This window comes from Micromonospora sp. BQ11 (assembly GCF_052068135.1).
In the GTDB taxonomy this organism is placed as follows: Bacteria; Actinomycetota; Actinomycetes; order Mycobacteriales; family Micromonosporaceae; genus Micromonospora.
Window position 1 is genome coordinate 109134 of record NZ_JBQHDB010000002.1, and the last position, 20810, is coordinate 129943.

At 72.1% G+C, this 20810-nt stretch carries 19 protein-coding genes and 1 tRNA gene; 7 read left to right on the top strand and 13 right to left on the bottom strand.

What is annotated here, in order from left to right:
* Positions 1 to 26: 26 nt before the first annotated feature.
* The 7 genes from ACTMSW_RS04485 to ACTMSW_RS04515 form a co-directional block, all read right to left on the bottom strand.
* The gene (locus tag ACTMSW_RS04485; RefSeq protein ID WP_441179147.1) at positions 27 to 737 is read right to left on the bottom strand and encodes an ABC transporter ATP-binding protein; all 711 of its coding nucleotides are present in this window, start codon (positions 735 to 737) and stop codon (positions 27 to 29) included.
* Positions 727 to 1632 (bottom strand): ABC transporter ATP-binding protein, encoded by a 906-nt coding sequence (locus ACTMSW_RS04490; protein ID WP_441179148.1) that lies wholly within the window; start codon positions 1630 to 1632, stop codon positions 727 to 729. The genes ACTMSW_RS04485 and ACTMSW_RS04490 overlap by 11 nt, the downstream gene beginning before the upstream one ends.
* A 7-nt stretch (positions 1633 to 1639) precedes the next feature.
* Positions 1640 to 2800, bottom strand: coding sequence for a branched-chain amino acid ABC transporter permease (locus tag ACTMSW_RS04495; RefSeq protein ID WP_441179149.1), 1161 nt, complete (start codon positions 2798 to 2800; stop codon positions 1640 to 1642).
* On the bottom strand, positions 2797 to 3747 hold the full coding sequence (locus tag ACTMSW_RS04500; RefSeq protein ID WP_441179150.1) for a branched-chain amino acid ABC transporter permease: 951 nt from the start codon (positions 3745 to 3747) through the stop codon (positions 2797 to 2799). Before ACTMSW_RS04500 ends, ACTMSW_RS04495 begins: the two co-directional genes overlap by 4 nt.
* 93 nt (positions 3748 to 3840) lie before the next feature.
* On the bottom strand, positions 3841 to 5007 hold the full coding sequence (locus tag ACTMSW_RS04505) for a branched-chain amino acid ABC transporter substrate-binding protein (protein WP_441179151.1): 1167 nt from the start codon (positions 5005 to 5007) through the stop codon (positions 3841 to 3843).
* Between the two features lie 259 nt (positions 5008 to 5266).
* Positions 5267 to 6421: a hypothetical protein gene (locus ACTMSW_RS04510; RefSeq protein ID WP_441179152.1), complete on the bottom strand. Its 1155-nt coding sequence runs from the start codon at positions 6419 to 6421 to the stop codon at positions 5267 to 5269.
* 76 nt (positions 6422 to 6497) lie between these two features.
* Positions 6498 to 7118, bottom strand: a complete 621-nt coding sequence (locus ACTMSW_RS04515) for an ANTAR domain-containing response regulator (protein WP_357040804.1) — start codon at positions 7116 to 7118, stop codon at positions 6498 to 6500.
* 81 nt (positions 7119 to 7199) lie between these two features.
* Here ACTMSW_RS04515 and ACTMSW_RS04520 point away from each other — a divergent pair.
* Together ACTMSW_RS04520 and ACTMSW_RS04525 are read left to right on the top strand one after the other, a co-directional pair.
* Positions 7200 to 7282 (top strand) — tRNA-Leu (locus ACTMSW_RS04520).
* Between the two features lie 360 nt (positions 7283 to 7642).
* Positions 7643 to 8065: a hypothetical protein gene (locus ACTMSW_RS04525; protein WP_441179153.1), complete on the top strand. Its 423-nt coding sequence runs from the start codon at positions 7643 to 7645 to the stop codon at positions 8063 to 8065.
* Between the two features lie 131 nt (positions 8066 to 8196).
* On the opposite strand, the gene ACTMSW_RS04530 is transcribed toward ACTMSW_RS04525, so the two are convergent.
* Entirely contained in the window at positions 8197 to 9375 is a 1179-nt protein-coding gene (locus tag ACTMSW_RS04530) for a trans-sulfuration enzyme family protein (RefSeq protein ID WP_441179154.1), read from the bottom strand.
* Between the two features lie 82 nt (positions 9376 to 9457).
* Here ACTMSW_RS04530 and ACTMSW_RS04535 point away from each other — a divergent pair, with 82 nt between their 5' ends.
* From ACTMSW_RS04535 to ACTMSW_RS04545, 3 genes are all read left to right on the top strand, one after another.
* Positions 9458 to 9937, top strand: a complete 480-nt coding sequence (locus ACTMSW_RS04535) for an Lrp/AsnC family transcriptional regulator (protein WP_441179155.1) — start codon at positions 9458 to 9460, stop codon at positions 9935 to 9937.
* Between the two features lie 138 nt (positions 9938 to 10075).
* The gene (locus tag ACTMSW_RS04540; RefSeq protein WP_441179156.1) at positions 10076 to 11086 is read left to right on the top strand and encodes an LLM class flavin-dependent oxidoreductase; all 1011 of its coding nucleotides are present in this window, start codon (positions 10076 to 10078) and stop codon (positions 11084 to 11086) included.
* 229 nt (positions 11087 to 11315) lie between these two features.
* Positions 11316 to 12728 (top strand): pyridoxal-dependent decarboxylase, encoded by a 1413-nt coding sequence (locus ACTMSW_RS04545; RefSeq protein ID WP_441179157.1) that lies wholly within the window; start codon positions 11316 to 11318, stop codon positions 12726 to 12728.
* 110 nt (positions 12729 to 12838) lie between these two features.
* On the opposite strand, the gene ACTMSW_RS04550 is transcribed toward ACTMSW_RS04545, so the two are convergent.
* From ACTMSW_RS04550 to ACTMSW_RS04570, 5 genes are all read right to left on the bottom strand, one after another.
* Positions 12839 to 13789, bottom strand: a complete 951-nt coding sequence (locus tag ACTMSW_RS04550; protein ID WP_441179158.1) for a sulfite exporter TauE/SafE family protein — start codon at positions 13787 to 13789, stop codon at positions 12839 to 12841.
* Between the two features lie 147 nt (positions 13790 to 13936).
* Positions 13937 to 14407: an RrF2 family transcriptional regulator gene (locus ACTMSW_RS04555; protein WP_441179159.1), complete on the bottom strand. Its 471-nt coding sequence runs from the start codon at positions 14405 to 14407 to the stop codon at positions 13937 to 13939.
* A gap of 78 nt (positions 14408 to 14485) precedes the next feature.
* The gene (locus tag ACTMSW_RS04560; RefSeq protein WP_441179160.1) at positions 14486 to 15370 is read right to left on the bottom strand and encodes an acyl-CoA thioesterase; all 885 of its coding nucleotides are present in this window, start codon (positions 15368 to 15370) and stop codon (positions 14486 to 14488) included.
* The gene (pyk, locus tag ACTMSW_RS04565; protein ID WP_441179161.1) at positions 15367 to 16815 is read right to left on the bottom strand and encodes a pyruvate kinase; all 1449 of its coding nucleotides are present in this window, start codon (positions 16813 to 16815) and stop codon (positions 15367 to 15369) included. Before pyk ends, ACTMSW_RS04560 begins: the two co-directional genes overlap by 4 nt.
* Positions 16816 to 17042: 227 nt before the next feature.
* Positions 17043 to 17408, bottom strand: coding sequence for a YciI family protein (locus tag ACTMSW_RS04570; protein WP_441179162.1), 366 nt, complete (start codon positions 17406 to 17408; stop codon positions 17043 to 17045).
* Positions 17409 to 17652: 244 nt separating this feature from the next.
* Here ACTMSW_RS04570 and ACTMSW_RS04575 point away from each other — a divergent pair, with 244 nt between their 5' ends.
* Positions 17653 to 19821, top strand: coding sequence for a SpoIIE family protein phosphatase (locus ACTMSW_RS04575; RefSeq protein ID WP_441179163.1), 2169 nt, complete (start codon positions 17653 to 17655; stop codon positions 19819 to 19821).
* A 74-nt stretch (positions 19822 to 19895) separates the two neighbouring features.
* Positions 19896 to 20768, top strand: a complete 873-nt coding sequence (locus tag ACTMSW_RS04580) for an aldo/keto reductase (protein ID WP_441179164.1) — start codon at positions 19896 to 19898, stop codon at positions 20766 to 20768.
* The last annotated feature ends 42 nt before the right edge of the window (positions 20769 to 20810 follow it).

Here is a 20810-nt window from a genome sequence, read left to right on the forward strand (position 1 = left end):
ACGGCCGCCGGCCCGGTACGACGGGGTCAGGCCACGCCGAGGTACGCCTCCTTGACCGCCGGGTCGTGCAGCAGGTCCTGGCCGGTGCCCTCCTTGACGATCCGGCCGGTCTCCAGCACGTAGGCCCGGTGGGCGCGGGACAGCGCCTGCTGGGCGTTCTGCTCCACCAGCAGGATGGTGGTGCCCTGCTCGTTGATCCGCGTGATGATCTCGAAGATCTGCTGGATCAGCTTCGGCGCCAGGCCCATCGACGGCTCGTCCAGCAGCAGCAGCCGCGGACGGGCCATCAGCGCCCGACCGACCGCGAGCATCTGCTGCTCACCGCCGGAGAGCGTCCCGCCGGCCTGCTTGCGCCGTTCGGCCAGCCGGGGGAAGAGGTCCAGCACCATCGCCATGTCCTTGGCGATCTCGGCACGGTCCCGGCGGGTGTAGGCACCCATCTCCAGGTTCTCCGTGACCGACATGCCCGGGAACACGCCCCGGCCCTCCGGCGCCTGCCCGATGCCCCGGACCACGCGCAGGTCCGCGCGCATCCGGGTGACGTCGGTGCCGTCGAAGACGATCGAGCCGGACGCGACCGGACGCAGTCCGGAGATCGCCCGCATGGTGGTCGTCTTGCCGGCGCCGTTGGCACCGATCAGCGCGACCACCTCGCCCTCGTTGACGGTCAGGCTGATCCCGTGCAGCGCCTGGATCCGCCCGTACAGCAGCGTCAGGTTCTTGATCTCAAGCAGCATCGGTCGGCACCCCCAGGTACGCGGCGATCACCTTCGGGTCCTCGCGGACCTCGGCCGGGAGGCCGTCGGCGATCTTCTTGCCGAACTCCAGCACCACGATCCGGTCGGTCACGCCCATCACCAGGCGCATGTCGTGCTCGATGAGCAGGATCGTGGTGCCCTGGTCACGGATCTTCCGGATCAGGCCGAGGAGTTCCTCCTTCTCCGCCGGGTTGAAGCCGGCGGCCGGCTCGTCCAGGCACAGCAGGGACGGATCCGTGGCCAGCGCCCGGGCGATCTCCAGCCGGCGCTGCTCGCCGTAGGACAGGTTGCGGGCCAGGTCGCCGGCGCGGCGCTCGATGCCCACGAAGCGCAGCAGCTCCAGGGCCTTCTCCCGGCCCTGGCGCTCCTCCCGCCAGTGCCGCGGCAGCCGCAGCATCGCGGAGATCACGCTGGTCTTGTGGTGGACGTCCGCGCCCACCATCACGTTCTCCAGCGCGGTCATCTCCGGGAAGAGCCGGATGTTCTGGAACGTCCGGGCGATGCCCGCCTTCGTGATCCACGACCGTCGCTTGCCGCTGACCCGCTCGCCCTTGAACCGGATCTCGCCCTCGGTCGGGCGGTAGACGCCGGTCATCGCGTTGAAGCAGGTCGTCTTGCCGGCGCCGTTCGGGCCGATCAGCCCGAGGATCTCCCCCTTGTGCAGGGTGAAGGTGACGTCGTCGAGGGCGACCACACCGCCGAACCGCAGCGTGACGTGGTCCACCTCCAGCAGCGGCTCCCGGCCGGCTGCGTCCGGCCCGGCCGGGGTGACCGCGGCCGGTTCGGCCGGACCCTTCTCCGGCGGGACGCCGATCGTGCTGCGACCGTCGGCGACGATGTCCCGGTCGCTGCTCGGGTCGCGTTCGCTTCTCATCTCCGGGCTACTCACTGGGCACCGTCTCCTGGGGAACCGCTTCCTCGCGCCGGTCCTTGAACTCCGCCGCCCGCCGCCGGTTGGGCACCAGACCCTGCGGCCGGAAGACCATCATGACGATGACCACCAGGCCGAAGACCAGGATCCGGTACTCGGCGGCGTCGAACTCCACGCCGATCAGGTCACCGACGCCGCGCAGCCACTCCGGCAGGTACCAGGTGAGCGCACCACCGACGATGGCTCCCTTGATGTTGCCGACACCACCCAGGATGACCGCCGCGAGCACCAGGATGGAGCTCTCCAGCAGGAACTGGTCCGAGTTGATGAAGGTCTGCTTGCCGGCGAAGACCGCGCCGGTCAGACCGGCCACCGCGGCGCCGATGGCGAACGCCCACAGCTTGTACTTGAAGGTGGGCACGCCCATGACCTCGGCCGCGTCCTCGTCCTCCCGGACGGCCACCCAGGCCCGGCCCACCCGGCTGTTCGCCAGGTTCCGCACCAGCACGATCACCAGCAGGATCAGCGTCAGGATCAGCCAGTAGTACGGCCGGGCGTCCACCACACCGAACAGCGGCTTGCCGTCCGAGCCCGTACCCGGCGGGTGCGGGATGGCCGGGATGCCCCGCTGGCCCTGGAGGATGCCCTCGTTGCGCGCGGCGTACAGCCGGATCATCTCGGCGAAGCCGAGCGTGACGATGGCCAGGTAGTCGCCGCGCAGGCGCAGCGTCGGACCGCCGAGGACCACGCCGGAGACCATCGCGACCATGACCGCCACCGGCACCGCCGCCAGCCAGGGCCACTCCGTGCCGAAGCGGCTCTCCGGCGAGGTGAGCAGCGCCACGGTGTACGCACCGAGCGCGTAGAAGCCGAAGTAGCCGAGGTCGAGCAGACCGGCGAAACCGACCACGACGTTGAGCCCGACGGCCAGCAGCACGAAGACCGCGGTGTCGAACAGCACGCCGGCGAAGTCCGACCGGGTGGTGTAGAGGGCGAAGTACTCGCTGCCCACGGGGAAGCCGAGGTACTCGTAGAACCATTTGTTGGGCAGGATGTACAGGACCACGATCAGGGCCGCGATGCCTGCCCAGCGCACCTGCTTGGGCATGGCCGCCCAGCGGGCCTTGATGCCGGAGGCCCGTCCCCGTCCCTTGTCCGCGGTGGCGGTCATGCGCGCGCCCTCCCCAGTGATTCACCGAGCAGACCGGTGGGCCGGAACATCAGCAGCACCACCAGCAGCACGAAGCCGGTGAAGTCCTTCCAGTCCCCGCCGAACAGGCCGGCGGCGTAGTTCTCCGCCACACCGAGCAGCAGGCCGCCGAGCAGCGCACCGCGCAGGTTACCGATACCGCCGAGGACGGCGGCCGCGAAGGCCTTGAGGCCGATCAGGAAGCCGACGTTGAACTTGGTGTAGCCGAACTTGATGTTCCACAGCAGGGCGCCGACACCCGCCATGATCCCGCCGAGCACGAAGACCAGCAGGATGACGCGGTTCTTGTTGACGCCCATCAGCGCCGCGGTGTCCGCGTCCTGGGCCACCGCACGGATGCCCCGGCCGAGCCGGCTGCGGTTCACGAACTGGTCCAGGCCCACCATCATCACCAGCGTCACGCCGAGGATGAGCAGCTGAACGTTGGTGATCGCCGCGCCGAAGACCGTGAAGAGCGTCTCGGACGGGATCAGCGTCGGCATGCCGAAGGGGGCCCGCTCGGTGCCGATACCGAACGACTCGGCGAGCACGAAGGACGCGCCGATCGCGGTGATGAGGAACGCCAGGGGCGGTGCGTTGCGCTTCCGCAGCGGGCGGTACGCGACCAGTTCGACCGTGACGGCCGTGGCCGCCGAGGCGAGAGCCGCCACCACCAGCCCGGCGACCAGGGCGATCAGCAGCGCGCCGAAGGCCGGCGCCGGGCTGTTCTGGTTGTATCCGAGTGCCTCCCAGGTCCACAGGGCGGTGAAGGTACCGACCATGAAGACCTCGGAGTGAGCGAAGTTGATCAGACGCAGGACGCCGTAGACGAGCGTGTAGCCGAGGGCCACCAGCGCGTAGATCGCGCCCTGCTCCAATCCGGTTATCGTCAGCGCCGGGAAGTTTTGGAAGAACTCATCGAAGTTCAAGTGGGTGCTCCAAGTGGTGCGGCCAAACGCTGCGGCCGGGAGCAGAACTCCCGGCCGCACCGTGGGTATCCCGTGACGGGACCGGTTTCCCGGTCAGGCCTTGGGGATCTCGACGTCCGGAACGACCTTGCCGGCATTGACCTTGAACGCCCAGACCAGAACCTCGGCCGGGTCCAGCTCACCGGTCTCGGTGAACTTGTAGGTCACACCGGTCGCGGAGCCGGCCTTGTTGTACGCCTTGATGAAGGCCAGCAGGTCGGCGCGGGTGGCCTTCCCGTCCTTGATGCCCTCCAGCATCACCTTGGTGATGTCGTACGACACGTCGGCGTAGGTGCCCGGCTCGGCGTTGTCGAACGCCGCCTTGTAGTCGGTCAGGAAGGTGCCCTTGGCCGCGGTGGCCGGGGCGCACGGGCAGGTCAGGACGGTGCCCTCGGCGACCGCGTCGCCGGCCACCTTGATGAAGTTGGCGTCGTTGACGCCGTCACCGGCCACCATGGTGCCCTTCCAGCCGGCACCCTTGAGCTGCTTGAGCAGCAGACCGGCCTCGGTGTAGTAACCACCGAAGAACAGCACGGTCGCGCCGCTGGAGATGATCCGGGTGGAGACGGCGGAGAAGTTGGTCTGCTTGACCTGGATCTTGTCCTCGCCGGCCACGGTCCCGAGGACCTTCTTGACCTCGTCCACCAGGCCCGCGCCGTACGCGGACTGGTCGTCGACGACGTAGACCTTCTCGGCCCTCATGACGTTCTTGATGTACCGACCGGCCGCCGGACCCTGCGAGGTGTCGTTGCCGACGCCCCGGTGGAAGATCTTCCAGCCCTTGGTGCTCAGGCTCGGGCGGGTGGCCGACGGGGTGATGATCGGCAGGCCGGCCTCGTCGAAGATCGGGTCCGCCACCTCCGACTCACCGGAGAACGCCGGGCCGATGATGCCGACCACCTTCTGGTCACCGACGGCCTTCTGGGCGAGGGCGGGGGCCTTGGCCGGGTCACCCTGCGAGTCGTACTCCTCGAGGTTGACCTTGCAGTCGGCGTTGTCCTTGTTGTACTGGTCGATGGCCAGCTTGGTGCCGTTACGCATGTGGATACCGAGGCCCGCGGCGTCGCCGGTGAGCGGGCCGAAGAAGCCGATCTTCAGATCGCAGGCGGCGTTGTTGCCACCACTCTCGCTACCACTGTCAGCCTTACATGCGGCCGCGCCGCCGAGAACCAGCGCGCTGATGGCAACGCCACTCAGCACCCGTGCGAGCTTCTGCCTCACGGCTCGTACCCTCCTCAGTCCCAATGGCCCGAACCACCCGGCGCCTATTGGCCCTTGCAGGATGGACGAACCAGACCGTCGTCGCCGGTCTGGGGCCGGACGTTATCCCACGCCGGAGCCGTGATGTAAGCCCCAGGGGAGCGGGTTGACCGAACCGTTACACGGCGTGGCGGCCCGGAAACGATCGCTGTAAGAACCTTCGGCTATGAATGCTTTTCACCTTTGTTTCGTAGGTAACGGGTCAGGACCTCGCCACCCCCTACCGATCGACGCTCGCCAACCCCGCTGACCAGGCACGGGATGTCTGAGCGTCGTCAGCCACCATCAGAAGTCGATCTCCGTCCGAGGCGACCGCCACCGCCGTGTCACCCCGCTGCGCCACGACGACGGGCATCGCCATCGCCTGCCATGAATGTCCTGAATCAGCCGAAAGCCACAGACCGTGACCGGAACCGGTCGCCGTCGCCGCCATCAGAGCACCGCCCGCCGCCGCCAGACCCACCACCGACGGAACCCCCGGACCCGCCACCCCGAACCCGCCGACCCGCCGCCACCCGTCCGGCCCCGACCGCCAGGCCGCGAACACGCCGCCCGCCGGCCCCACCACCACCGGGCCATCCGCGGCCACCACCACGCGCTGCGCCGTCCCCGGCCCGCCCGGCAGCTCCGCCCGCCGCCACGAACGGCCGTCGGCCGACGTCCACGCCAACGGCATTCCACCGGCCGCCAGCAACGTGCCCACCGCCAGCCACCCCGCCGGTACGCCCACCGCGTCGTACGCCGCCGTCCGCCCACGCCCGTCACCGGACAACTCCGCGGCCCCCTCCACGAGGGTGAACGCCGCCGAGTCCGGCGAGACCCACGCCGCCGCCCCGTCCACCCGCGAGCCGACCACGAGCCAGCCGGCCGGACCCGCCGCCAGCCGTGCCACGGCCACCGCACGCGGGCCACCGAACTGCTCGAACGGCGCCGACACCTCACGCAGCGCCCTGTCCGGCCCCTGCCACCAGGTACCGGTACGCGGATTGCCGTGCACTCCCCCACTCTTCGCACCCAGCGCGGCAACCCGGTCACCCCGGCACGCCACGGACGAGAACACGTGCTGCTCACCGGAGAGGGTCACCGGCACCGTCGGCAGGCTCGACCACACCGCCCCGTCGCCGACCCAGGCCGCGGGCCGGGTGCCCCCGTCCGCGCCCGCGACGCCACCCACCACGTACCACCGGCCGGCGCAGCTCGCCACGTCCCGCAGCAGCAACCGGCCGGGCGGCCCCGGAGGCGCCGGCAGGCTCAGCGGGACCCACGCCGGACGGAGCGGCGACGGTTCGCCGCCGTCGTGCCGGCCCGGACCGGCGCAGCCCGCCAGCAGCGTGACCACCGCACCGAGCACCGCCACCGGACGCCGCCCCCACACAGACGTCGATGCTATGCAAGGAAGGGCCCCCTGTTAACGCCTCGCGTTGTACCGGGGGCCCTTCTTAACGCTCGACTCAGGTGGCCGGACGCGCCACCTCGCCGCCGGCGGTCTCCGCGAGGATCCGCTCGGCGACCTCCTTCATGGTCATCCGGTGGTCCATCGCCGTGCGCTGGATCCACTTGAACGCCTGCGGCTCGGTCATCCCGTACGTGGTCATCAGCGCGCCCTTGGCCCGCTCCACCGTCTTGCGGATCTCCAGCCGGTCGTTCAGGCCGGCGACCTCGGCCTCCAGGGCGGCGATCTCCGAGTAGCGGGACAGCGCGATCTCCACCGCCGGGACCAGGTCGCTCTTCTGGAAGGGCTTCACCAGGTACGCCATGGCGCCCGCCGCCCGCGCCCGCTCCACCAGGTCGCGCTGGCTGAACGCGGTCAGGATGATCACCGGGGCGATGCGTGCGCCGGCGATGCGCTCGGCGGCGGCCAACCCGTCCATGATCGGCATCTTGATGTCGAGGATGACGAGGTCGGGCTTGAGCTCCTCGGCCAGTCGGACGGCCGTCTCGCCGTCACCGGCCTCGCCGACGACCTCGTAGCCCTCTTCGACGAGCATCTCGGCGAGGTCCAGCCGGATGAGCGCCTCGTCCTCGGCGATCAGTACGCGCCTGCGCTCGGCATCCGTCTGCGTCTCGGCCACGAGCCACTCCCACCATCGTTCCCGGCACGGCTACCACCCATGCTCCCGCAGAAGCCTAGTCGGGTACAGTTAGCGGCACTCGCCGGGATGGTGGAACGGCATACACGGAAGTCTCAAACACTTCTGCCCGAAAGGGCTTGCGGGTTCGAATCCCGCTCCCGGCACTTCTTGTCATACGTGCGTTCGAAAATAAGGGCGTGCACCCACCCGAGATGCGGGCTCGTGCCCGCGCCCTTCGCGCCCGTGGCAACGACATCCGCTCGGTAGCCCACACACTGTCCCTGCCCTACACGACGGTCTGGCACTGGTGCGTTGACCGGCCCGAGGCGGCCGTCGTCGGGACTGCCCGACGTTGTTTCCGCTGCTCGTCGGATGTCAGTAGTCCGACAGAACCGTCCGCCTACTCCTATCTCCTCGGCCTATACCTGGGAGATGGCCACCTCGCCGTATCGCCAAAGGTCCCGGTGCTGCGGATCGCTTGCACGGACGTCTACCCGGGCCTCATCGACGCTTGCGATGAGGCGATGCGCGCCGTGCTCGCCACCAAGGTACAGCGGATCCAGAAGCGGGGCTGCGTCTCGGTGGAAAGCAGCGGCTCCCACTGGCCCTGCCTCCTACCGCAGCACGGTCCGGGGAAGAAGCACCAGCGCCCCATCGTCCTGGCCAACTGGCAGCGCGAGATCGTCGAGCGTCACCCGGGTCACTTCCTACGCGGTCTCTTCCACTCCGACGGCTGCCGCGTGAGCAACCGGGTGACCGTCCGCGGCAAGGAGTACGTCTATCCCCGCTACATGTTCACCAACGAATCGGCCGACATCATGGGTCTCTGCCAGTGGGCACTGGACCTGCTCGGCATCGCCTGGCGGATGAACCGGCGCAACTCCCTGTCGGTGGCCCGCCGGGAGGCCGTCGCCGCGCTCGACCGCCACGTCGGCCCGAAGTCCTGACCTCGCACGGCCGTTCGACGTCCACGCCCCGCCGGAGATCGACTCGATGTCAGTGAAGTCGGGCTGAAAGCCTCACCCGGACACCCCGACGCCAATGAGGTCGGATCGATCAGGTCCTGAAGTCCTGACCCTCAGGCCACGGCGGCGAGCGCCCGTCCCAGGTCGACCCACAGGTCCTCCGGGTCCTCCAGGCCGACGGAGAGGCGCAGCAGCCCGCCGTCCGGCTTGGCCTCCCCCTGCACCGGCCGGTGGGTCAGCGAGGCGGGGTGCTGGATGAGGGTGTCGACGCCGCCCAGCGACACCGCGTGGGTGATGAGCCGGCAGCCGTCGGCGACGGCCGCGGCGGCGGGCGCGCCGCCGCGTACCTCGAAGGCGAGGAGGCTGCCCGGGCCGGACATCTGGCGGCCGACGAGCCCGGCCGGGTCCTGCAGCGACGGGTGGTGGACCCGGGCGACGGCCGGGTGGGCGGCGAGCCGGGCGGCGAGCTTCTCGGCGCCGGCCTGCTGTGCGCGGACCCGGACCGGGAGGGTCTGGAGGCCGCGGTGCAGGAGGTACGCGCCGAGCGGGTGCAGGACGGCCCCGGTGACCGCGCGGACCTGGCGCAGTCGCGCGGCCCATTCGGTGTCGCAGGCGACGACGCCGGCGAGGACGTCGCCGTGCCCGCCGATGCTCTTGGTGGCGCTGTGCAGGACGAGGGTCGCGCCGTGCCGGGTGGGCTGCTGGAGCACGGGGGTGGCGACGGTGTTGTCGACGAGCACGGGCACGTCACCGGCGGCGTGGGCGAGGGCGGCGATGTCGACCAGGTCGAGGGTGGGGTTGGCCGGCGTCTCGGCGATCACGAGGGCCGTGTCGGGGCGGACGGCGGCGGCGACCTCGTCGGCGCGGGCCCAGGTCACGGTGGTGCCGAGCAGGCCGGTGGCGAGGACGTGGTCGGTGCCGCCGTACAGGGGGCGGACGGCGACGACGTGCCGCTTCCCGTCGCGGGTCGCGGCGAGCAGGGTGGCGGTGAGGGCGGCCATGCCGCTGGCGAAGGCGACCGCCTCTGCGGTGTCCTCGAGGGTGGCGAGCGCGGTCTCGAAGCGGGCCACCGTGGGGTTCCAGAGCCGCTGGTAGACGGCGCTGCCGCCGGGCGGGAGGGTGCCGCCGGTGGCGAGGGTCTCGTACGCGTCGCCGCCGGCGTCGACCGACGGCAGCGGGTTGGTGGTGGAGAGGTCGATCGGCGGCACGTGGACACCGAGGGCGGTGAGGTCGTCGCGGCCGGCGTGCACGGCTCGGGTGTCCACGGTCGTCATGACCGAAGGATCGAACATCCGGGCGATTCTCAGCAAGGGAATGGAAGAAGATTCTGACAGGTGCTTGGATGACGTGGAAGATTCGTTGGAGGATGCTCCCATGCCCCTCGTAGCGAATGATGTGCGGCCGTTTGAGGCCCTCGACGACACCGACCGCGCGATCCTGGCCGAGCTGACCGCGGACGGTCGCCTGCCGAACAACGCCCTCGCCGAGCGGGTGGGGGTGGCGCCGTCGACCTGTCTGGCGCGGACGCGGGCGCTGCGCGAGTGCGGAGCGATCCGGGGGTTCCACGCGGAGGTGGACCCGGCGGCGCTGGGCCTGCCGTTGCAGGCGCTGGTCTCGGTGCGGTTGACCGCGCACGAGCGGGCGGCGGTGGACGCGTTCCGGGCCCGGTCGGTACGCCTGCCGGGGGTGGTCTCGGTGTTCCACGTGGCCGGGGCGGAGGACTACGTGCTGCATGTGCGGGCGGCGTCCTCGGTGGCGCTGCGCGACTTCGTGCTCGACCACCTGGCCGTGGACCCGGCGGTGCAGCACACGCAGACGAGCTTGATCTTCGAACAGGCACGCGGCGTCGGCTGAGCGCAGCAGGGAGCGGCGAGCCGAGAACGGCGCGCGCCGGGTGCGGGCAGACGCGGAGCGGCCAGCCCGGTACGGGACACGGCGTGGGCTGGGGCACGATCCGGAACAAACCCGGCGGCCGGTGGGTTGGGGTGACGTGTGATCGACGTACCCCTGTCTGTTCTTGATCTTGCTCCGGTCGCCGCCGGCGCGTCCGCCGGTGAGGCCCTGCGGCACACCACCGAGCTGGCCCGGCGTACGGAGGAGCTGGGCTATCACCGGTTCTGGGTGGCCGAGCACCACAACATGCCGGCGATCGCCTCGTCCGCGCCGGCGGTGCTGCTCGCACACCTGGCCGCGCACACGCGCACCATCCGGCTGGGCTCCGGCGGCGTGATGCTGCCCAACCACGCCCCGCTGGTGGTGGCCGAGCAGTTCGGGACCCTCGACGCGCTGCACCCGGGCCGGATCGACCTGGGGATCGGCCGCGCGCCCGGCACCGACCAGGTGACCGCGCTGGCGCTGCGCCGGACGATGGAGGGGCTGTCGGCCGAGGGGTTCCCCCGGGAGCTGGCGGACCTGATGAACTACTTCAGCGGCGAGGAGCCGGGGCCGATCACGGCGACGCCGGGTCGCGGCCAGCAGCCGGCGGTCTGGCTGCTCGGCTCCAGCGGGTTCAGTGCCCAGTTGGCCGGTCTGCTCGGGTTGCCGTTCTCCTTCGCGCACCACTTCAGCGCGCAGAACACGCTGCCCGCGCTGGCGCTGTACCGGCAGAGCTTCCGGCCGTCGCGCTGGCTCGACGAGCCGTACGCGATGGTGGCGGTCAACGCGGTGTGCGCGGAGACCGACGAGCGGGCCGAGTGGCTGGCCGGACCGGCGGGGCTGTCGTTCCTGCGGCTTCGCTCCGGGCGGCCCGAGCCGTTGGCCTCGCCCGAGGACGCGGCGGCGTACCCGTACACGGAGGTCGAGCGCGAGTTCATGGCGCAGCGCCGGGAGGGGCAGGCGACCGGGTCGCCGGAGACCGTCGCCCGGCAGCTCGGTGACCTGCTGGCGCGTACCGGCGCGGACGAGCTGATGCTCACCACGCTCGTGTACGACGTCGCCGACCGGGTGCGCTCGTTCGAGCTGATCGCGGAGAAGGTGGCGGGCGGCCTGCGTCGTACGGTCTGAAACACGATCTTCATGTCGGTGTCACCCTGCCGACCCGGACGGCGCATAGCTTGGTATCCGGTGGTGGTACGGCATTCCCGGTCGGGACGGGTCGGGGATGCCGCGGTGTGGCGCACCGGGCCGGAGCTGTGCGGATTCCGCGGCTGCGGCCCGGTGCCTCATCGTAGGCGGTCTTCCTCGGCAGACGCACCGCTTGCCTCGTGGCCCATTTGTTGATCGACTCGTGGTCGTGGCCGAGCACATGACCCCGGAGGAGTTCCGCCGGGCGGGGTACGCCGTGGTGGACTGGATCGCCGACTACTGGACGACGCTCGGGCAGCGGCCGGTCACGTCGCCGGAGCCGCCCGGAGCGCTGACCACAGACCTGCCGGCGGCCCCACCGGAGCGGGGTGAGCCCGTCGAGGCCGTCCTGGCCGACCTGGACGCGCTGGTCGCGCCACGGTTGACCCACTGGCAGCACCCCGGCTTCTTCGGCTACTTCCCCGCCAACACCTCCGGCCCGAGCGTGCTCGGTGACCTGGTGAGTTCCGGGCTCGGCGTGCAGGGCATGCTCTGGGCCACCGGCCCGGCCTGCACCGAGCTGGAGACGGCGATGCTGGACTGGCTCGCCGACCTGATGAACCTTCCGGAGCGGTTCCGGTCCACCGCCTCCGGCGGCGGCGTCATCCAGGACTCCGCCTCCTCGGCGACGCTGGTGGCCACCCTCGCCGCGCTGCACCGGGCCGGCGGAGGCCGCTGGCGGAAGGTGGGGATCGACCGGCGGTACCGGGCGTACACCTCCGTCCACGGGCACTCCTCGATCGACAAGGCGGCCCGGATCGCCGGTCTGGGCGCCGACGGCGTACGGCCGGTCGAGGTGGACCCGAAGACGCAGGCGATGCGGCCGGAGGCGCTGCGCGCCGCGATCGAGGCCGACCGCGCCACCGGGCACGTTCCCGCGATCGTGGTCGCGACGATCGGCACCACCTCCACCACCGCCGTCGACCCGCTACCGGAGATCGGGCGGATCTGCGCCGAGTACGGGATCTGGCTGCACGTCGACGCGGCGTACGCGGGTGCGGCTGCGGTCTGCCCGGAGCTGCGCTGGTCGCACGCGGGAGTCGAGTACGCCGATTCGTACTGCTTCGATCCGCACAAGTGGCTGCTCACCGGCTTCGACTGCGACGCGTTCTGGGTGGCCGACCGGGGCGAGCTGATCGAGGCGCTGACGGTGCTGCCGGAGTACCTGCGCAACACGGCCACCGAGTCCGGCGCGGTGATCGACTACCGGGACTGGCAGGTGCCGCTGGGACGCCGGTTCCGGGCGCTGAAGCTGTGGTTCGTGCTGCGCTGGTACGGCGTCGAAGGCCTGCGCGCGCACATCCGCTCCGGGGTGACGCTCGCGGGGCGCTTCGCCGACCGGGTCCGCGCCGACGACCGCTTCGAGCTGGTCGCGCCGCACCCGTTCTCGCTGGTCTGCTTCCGGCTGCGCGCCGACGACGCGACCAACGCGGCCCTGTTGGCCCGGGTGAACGCCACCGGCCGGGTGCACCTGACACACACCCGGGTCGACGGCCGGTACACGCTGCGGCTGGCGGTCGGCTCCCCGCACACGACCGAGACCCACGTGGACGAGGCCTGGCACCTGCTCAGCACCCTCTGAGAACCGCCCCCACCCACCCGTGCCGATCATGAGGTTGACGGGTGAGTTGATCTCCGAACCACCCGCCAACCTGATGACCGACGGAGCGAATGCCCGGGGCGGGGGTTGGGTCAGTGGTGGGTGACGCCGGCTGCGGCGGGGGTGCGGTCCGCGTCGAGCGTGGTGGTGGGCTCGGCCAGGGCGGCCGCGGCGACGGCGCGGGCGCGCCGGGTGCGACGCAGCGCCCGCACGGCCAGGGTCAGGGCGACGACCCAGCCGGCGGCCAGCAGCACGTAGACGGTCGGCGGGACGGCGCCGCCGAGGTCGGCGGAGCGCATCAGGACCCGGGCGTTGGTCAGCACGATGACGCCACCGATCGCGGCGCCGAGCAGTTGCGCGGGGACGATCCGGACCAGCCAGGCGGCCACCGGCGCGGCGATCAGGCCGCCGACCAGCAGCGCCCCCACCATCGGCAGCAGGAAGCCCTCGGAGCCGAGGCCGATGAGGAACCCGACGCTGGCCGCCGCCGCGACGAGGAACTCGGAGGTGTCCACCGAACCGATCACCCGGCGCGGCTCCATCCGGCCGCTGACCAGCAGCGCCGGGGTGGCGACCGGGCCCCACCCGCCGCCGCCGGTGGCGTCGACGAAGCCGGCGACCAGACCCAGCGGGCTGAGGAAGCGCGAGCGCAGCCGGCCACCGCGCCGGTCGGTGCGCAACGGCCGGGAGAAGCGCACCAGCAGGTACGCCCCGAGGGTGAACAGGATGCCGGCCATCCAGGGCGCGGCGGCGGCGGTGGAGATCGAGCTGAGGAACGTGGCGCCGGCGAACGCGCCGAGCGCGCCGGGGACGGCGATGCGGCCGACCACCCGCCAGTCGACGTTGCCGAACCGCCAGTGCGCCACACCGGCGGCGAGCGTGGTGCCCATCTCGGCGAGGTGCACCGAGGCGGAGGCCGCTGCCGGGGCGACCCCGACGAGGAGGAGCAGCGTGGACGACGTCAACCCGTACGCCATGCCGAGCGCACCGTCGACCAGCTGCGCGGCGAGGCCGACCAGCGCGAGGATCAGCAGCTTGCGCACGGGCGCCCCCTGACTTGTAGGTATCTCCTATCGACTTGGTCGACAATGCGGGAAAGAGCGCTCCGGGTCAAGTGGCCGTTCGGTCGGTGGGACGACACCCGTGTCGGGGCGCGGCGGTGCCCGTCGGACCGACGACCGGCGCGTGGGTCAGGTCCAGGCGCCGGGGTCGGCGACGAGTTCCGTCACCCGCGGAGGCAGCGTGCCGGCCGCCACGTCGGCGACGGTGACGAGGTCGAGGATCTGCCGTTCGCTGGCCCGCAGGGCGATCCAGACGTCCTGCAGGGCCCGCGCCGCCCCGCGGTAGCCCAACTGCTCCGGCCGCTGGCCCCGGACGTGCGCCAGCGGTCCGTCGATCACCCGGATGACCTCCGCCAGGGAGATCTCGTCCGCCGGCCGGGCCAACCAGTAGCCGCCCTCAGGACCGCGCTGGGCGTGCACGACGCCGCCCCGGCGCAACTGCAACAGGATGCTCTCCAGGAACTTCGGTGGAATCTCCTGGGCACGGGCGATCTGCTCGGCGGTCACCGGCCGGCCGCGTCCGGGTGCGGTGCCACCGGTCACCGAAGCCAACTCGGCGACCGCTCGGAGGGCGTAGTCGACCCGGGCGGAGAGGCGCATGCCGGACAGGTTAGCCCCCAGGGCACCCCGACCGGACGATCAACCCTCGGCCGATCGGTCACGCGTGAGGTCGGCGGGTCAGGCGCCGACGCGGCGCAGCAGCCCCTCCTGCACGGCGCTGGCGATGTGCCGGCCGTCGGTGGTGAACATCCGACCGGTGGCCAGCCCTCGCGCGCCGGAGGCGGACGGGCTCCAGCAGTCGTAGAGGAACCACTCGTCGGCGCGGAACGACCGGTGGAACCACAGCGCGTGGTCGAGGCTCGCGCCGACCACGCCGCCGGGGCCCCAGACCTCGCCGTGCACGGAGAGCACCGAGTCGAGCAGGGTCAGGTCGGAGGCGTACGCGAGGGCGCAGGCGTGCAGCAGCGGATCATCGGGGAGCTTGCCGTCGATGCGCATCCAGACCCGCTGGTGCGGGTCGGCGGGACGGTCACCGGGGCGTACCCAGCCGGGCTCGCCGATGTAGCGGACGTCGATCGGGCGCGGGATCTGCCCCCAGATGCCGAGCCGCTCCGGATACCGGGCGAGCCGGTCGGACATGGTCGGCACGTCGTCCGGCCCGGGCACGTCCGGCGGGGTGGGCGCGTGGTGATCCAGCCCCTCCTCGACGCGCTGGAACGACGCCGACATGAAGAAGATCGGCTTGTCGTGCTGGAGCGCCACCGCGCGACGGACCGAGAAGGACCGACCGTCGCGGATGTTCTCCACCTGGTACTCGATCGGTTCGACCGGGTCGCCGGGACGCACGAAGTAGCCGTGCAGGGAGTGCACGAAGCGCTCCGGGTCGACCGTGCGGCCGGCGGCGACCAGGGCCTGGCCGGCGACCTGGCCGCCGTACACCCGCTGCGGGCCGACCGGTGGGCTCATGCCCCGGAAGGACATGCCGCCGGTCGGCGCCAGGTCGAGGACCTCCAGGAGCTGGTCGACCGCGGCCTGGCCCGTCGCGGCCTGACCGCCGGTCACTGCAGCGCCCGCGCCGAGGCCGCGTCGACCAGCGAACCCAACTGGTGTACGCGCAGGGTGTTGGTGGAGCCGGGGGTGCCGGGCGGGCTGCCGGCGACGATGACCACGTAGTCGCCGGGGTTGGCCCGGTTGAGACCGAGCAACGCCTCGTCGACCTGCCGGAACATGTCGTCGGTGTGCTGCACGAACGGCATGTGGAAGGTCTCCACGCCCCACGACAGCGCGAGCTGGTTGCGGACCTCCGGCACCGGCGTGAAGGCGAGCAGCGGCAGGTCGCAGTGCAGCCGAGACAGCCGTCGGACGGTGTCGCCGGTCTGCGAGAAGGCGACCAGGGCCTTGGCGCCGATGGCCCGGGCGATCGAGGAGGCGGCGACGGTCAGCGCGCCACCGTGCGTACGGGGGTCGTGCTGGAGCCGGGGCACCCCGATCGAGCCGGACTCGGTGGTGGTGATGATCTTCGCCATGGTGCTGACGGTGAGCACCGGGTACTTGCCGACGCTGGTCTCGCCGGAGAGCATCACCGCGTCCGCGCCGTCGAGCACGGCGTTGGCCACGTCGGAGGCCTCGGCGCGGGTCGGCCGCGAGTTCTCGATCATCGAGTCGAGCATCTGGGTGGCCACGATGACCGGCTTGGCGTTCTCGCGGCACAGCTGCACGGCCCGCTTCTGCACCAGCGGCACCTGGTCCAGCGGAAGCTCCACGCCGAGATCGCCCCGGGCGACCATGACCCCGTCGAAGGCGAGCACGATCGCCTCCAGGTGGTCCACCGCCTCGGGCTTCTCCACCTTGGCGAGGACCGGGCGGTGCACGCCCTCCTCAGCCATGATGCCGTGCACCAGCTTGATGTCGTCGGCGGAGCGCACGAAGGAGAGCGCGATCATGTCGACACCGAGGCCGAGGGCGAAGCGCAGGTCCTCGGCGTCCTTCTCGGACATGGCCGGGACGCTGACGGCCACGTTGGGCAGCGAGACGCCCTTGTTGTTGGAGACCGGGCCGCCCTCGGTGACGAGGCAGCGGATGTCGTTGCCGGTGACGTCGGTGACCTCGACGGCGACCCGGCCGTCGTCGATCAGCAGCCGGTCGCCGGGCTTCACCTCCTGCGGCAGCTTGCGGTAGGTGCAGGAGACCCGGTCCTTGGTGCCGACGATGTCGTCACCGGTGATCACTACCGAGTCGCCGGTACGCCACTCGTGCGGGCCGTCGGCGAACCGGCCGAGCCGGATCTTCGGGCCCTGCAGGTCGGCCAGGACGGCGACCGGCCGGCCGGACGCGTCGGCGGCCTCGCGGACCAGGCGGTAGACGGCCTCGTGGTCGGCGTGGTCGCCGTGGCTGAAGTTGAGCCTCGCCACGTTCATGCCGGCCTCGACGAGGCCGCGGATGCGCTCGGGCGACGAGGTGGCGGGGCCGAGGGTGCAGACGATCTTCGCGCGGCGTGTCACGCCCATCAGGCTAGTCTCTCCTTCGGGCCGGATCACGGGCCGACCCCCTCGCGGACTGCGAACGATTGTCCAACGACGCGCGAACGCGCGTGACCCGCGGCGGCAGATCCGCACGGTACGTTGTGACGGCGGGCATCGGCGACCGCGCCGGGAATCGTACCGTCCGGTGTCGGCAGTCTCCGAGGGCGTCTGGCCCGACGTGCGCGCGACCGGCGCATTCCGACCGTGACGGGTCAGGCCTGCGCCTGGACGAGGGGGAACTCCAGGGAGCCGGCCGGGCAGAGGAAGGTCATCACGTCGACCTTGTAGAGGCCGGCCTGCACGGCGGGGTCGGCCTCCATCACGCTGCGCACGTCGTCGACGGAGCCGGTGCGGGCCAGGCCGAACCCCAGTGGCGGGTCCGGCTCGCGGGCCGGCCCGTCGACGGCGCCGGCGACCAGGATGATCCCGCGCCGCTGGAGCGCCTGCATGTGCGCGAGGTGCTCGGCCTGGAGCCGCTGGACCGTCTCCGCCGGCAGCGCCCGCCCGGACGGCCCGGGATAGAGCACGATGCACTCGTACGTGTCGAGCGCGAAGTCGACCTGCGGCGTTCCCGACATGGACGCTTCCTCCCGGCGGTCGCGCCGCCGGACGGCCGACCCGGGTCGGCGCCGAGCGGGCCGGTGCGGCCCAGCGGCGTGGGCACAGCGTCCCACGGGCCGGGCCCCGGCACGGCCGCTCCGCTCAACTCCGTGCCGGCGTCCGCCGGTTTGGTGCCCCGCTGATCCGTTTCGGCCGTACGCCTGCCGGATCGGGCAAGATCGAAGACGCTCGTGGAGCATCGGCGCTGGTATTTTTCGTCTGATGGCTGAGCGCGCGTCGGCGAGCGGAGGGTCCGGGGTGGCCGATCACCCCTTCCCGGTCACGCCGGCGGACGACGCCGTCTGGCGCCGGGTGCTCGCCGACGGCGGGGAGACCGGCGCGCGCATCGACGCCCGGGACTGGTCGACCACCCCGCTGGGCCCGCTGGCCGACTGGCCGCAGAGCCTGCGGACGGCGCTGACGTTCTGCCTCCACTCCCCCACGCCCATGCTGCTGTGGTGGGGCGAGCAGCGGGTGGTCCTGCACAACGACGCGTACGTTCCCCTGCTGGGCGCGGCCGGCGCCGACGCCCTCGGCCGGCCCGGCGGACAGGTGTGGCCGGAGCGGTGGGACACCCTCGGCCCCCTGCTCGACGGCGTCCTGGCCGGCAGGCCGGTCACCTCGGTGGGACCGGTCACCTGCTCGCACGTCCCGGTGATCGACGAGTCGGGCCGCCCGGCCGGCGTGCTCACCCAGGTCGTCACCGTCCCGGTCGCGGACGACCCGGACCCGGGCGCGTCCGTCGCGGCTGCTGCCCGGGACGTCGGCGACCGGCAGCGGGTGCTGCGGCAGGCGGAGGCATTGTCCCGGCTGGCCGGCGGGCTCAGCACCGCGCAGGACCGTCCGGCGATCGTCGAGGCGGTGCTGCGCGCCGTTCCGGCGGTCTTCGACGGCGCCACCGCGCGGGTCGCGACCGCCGCGCCGGGTGAGCCGGCCCTGCAGGTCGCCGCCGGCCCCGGTTCCGAGCCGGCGGACCTCGACCTGGACGCCGACGCGCCACTGGCGCGGGCGGTCCGGGAGAACACGGTGATCCAGGACGGTACGGCCGTGTGCGTGCCGTTGCGGTACGGCGACGACGGGGCGTTCGGCGCGCTGGAGGTGCGCTGGTCCGGGCCGGTGGTCGACGGCGGTCGTCCGCGGGAACTCCTGGACACCGTGGCCGGGCTGTGCGGCCAGGCGTTGCAGCGGGCCGAGCTGGCCGACTCGGCGCAGGCCATGGCCGCGTTCGCCGCCCGCCTCAGCGTGACCCGGTCGACGGCCGAGGCGATCGAGGTGATCCTCACCGCGGCGCCGATCGCGGTCGGCGCGGTGCTGCCCGGCCTGGCGATGCGGGAGGAGGGGCGTCGGGTCCGGCTCTGGCACACCAGCGTGCCGTCCAGCCTGTCGGCGACCTTCGCCGACCTCACCATCGACGACCCCCGGCCGATCGCCACCGCGCTGCGCACCGGCGAGCGCATCGTCCTCACCGACCGGGCGGAGTTCGCCCGGCGTTTCCCCGGGCTGCCCGACCCGGTGGGACGGCACGGGCTGGTGACCACGGTCGCGTTGCCGTTGCTGGACGCGCGGCGCCGGCCGATCGCGGCCCTGGGCTTCGGGTGGCGGCGACAGCGGCCCCTGCGCGAGGGCGACCTCGCGCTGCTGGACACGGTCGCCGACCTGTGCGAGCAGACCCTGGAGCGGGTCCGGCTGGCCGCCGCCGAGCACAACCTGGTCACCCGCCTGGCGGGACGGCTGCGCACGTCGAACCGGTCCACCCCGGCGGGGCTGCGGGTGGCCACCCGGTACACGCCGGCGATGAGCGGGCTGCACCTCGGCGGCGACTGGCACGACCTGGTCGACCTCGACGGCGACGGCCTGGCGGTGGTGGTCGGCGACGTGGTCGGGCACCGGGTGGAGGCGGCCGCGGACATGGCCCAGATCCGTACGGTGATCAACACGCTGATCCGGCTCGGGGTGCCGCTGGACGAGGTGTTCCCCCGGGTCACCGACCTGCTCGGGGTGGGTTTCCTCGGCACCTGCCTGGCGATGGCGGTCGACCCGGTGGCGGGGCGGGTCAGCGTGGCCCGGGTGGGGCATCCGCACCCGGTGCTGGTGCGCCCGGGACGACCACCGGAGCGGGTGCACACCGCCAACGCCCTGCCGCTCGGGCTGGTCCGCGAGCCGGTGCCCGTCACGACCCTGCCGTTCGGCGCGGGCGACCTGCTGGTGGCGTACACCGACGGGTTGGTGGAGCGGCGCAACCAGGCGTACGACGAGGGGGTGGCGGCGCTGCACGCGGTGATCGACGCCCACCGCGACGCGCCGGTGGAGGCGATCGCCGACGCGGTGATGGCCGAGTTGGCCGGTTCGGAGGACGACCAGGCGCTGGTGGTCATCCGGCACGTCGGCTGACCGACCGGCGCCGGGGCGCCCGGGTGGCTACATTGGCGCCTGAGGACCACCGACAGGATTGGGGACACCAGGCAATGGCAGTCGACGCCGGCAAGCAACCCGCGAAGGCCTCCGGGACGTACCGGATCGGCGGCGACCTGCAGGTCGACCGGCTCGGCTACGGCGCCATGCAGATCACCGGTCCCGGGGTGTGGGGCGACCCGAAGGACCCGGCCGAGGCGGTACGGGTCCTGCGTCGGGCGGTCGAGCTGGGCGTGACCTTCATCGACACCGCCGACTCCTACGGGCCCTTCGTCAGCGAGATGCTGATCAAGGAGGCTCTCCACCCGTACGCCGACGACGTGGTCATCGCGACCAAGGCCGGCCTGACCCGCTCGGGCCCGGGTGACTGGCGGCCGGTGGGTCGTCCCGAGTACCTGCGTCAGCAGTGCGAGCTGAGCCTGCGCCACCTCGGCCTCGACACCATCGGCCTCTACCAGCTGCACCGGATCGACCCGCAGGTGCCGCTCGCCGACCAGCTCGGCGAGCTGGCGCTGCTCCAGCAGGAGGGCAAGATCCGGCACATCGGCCTGTCCGAGGTGTCCGTGGAGGAGATCGAGGCCGCCCGGAAGATCACTCCGATCGTGTCCGTGCAGAACCTCTACAACCTCGCCGACCGCAGCGCCGAGGAGGTCGTCGACCACTGCGAGCGCACCGGCCTCGCGTTCATCCCGTGGTTCCCGATCGCCACCGGCAACCTGGCCCGGCCCGGCGGCCCGCTGGACGCCATCAGCACCGAGCACGGCGCGACGCCCGCGCAGCTCGCCCTGGCCTGGCTGCTGCGCCGCTCGCCGGTCATGCTGCCCATCCCGGGCACCTCGTCGGTGGCGCACCTGGAGGAGAACGTCGCCGCCGCCGAGGTCACGCTCACCGACGACGAGTACGAGGCGCTGTCCGGCGCCGCCTGACCCGTGCCGCCGGAGACGGGCGGCCGGCACCGTGCTGCCGGC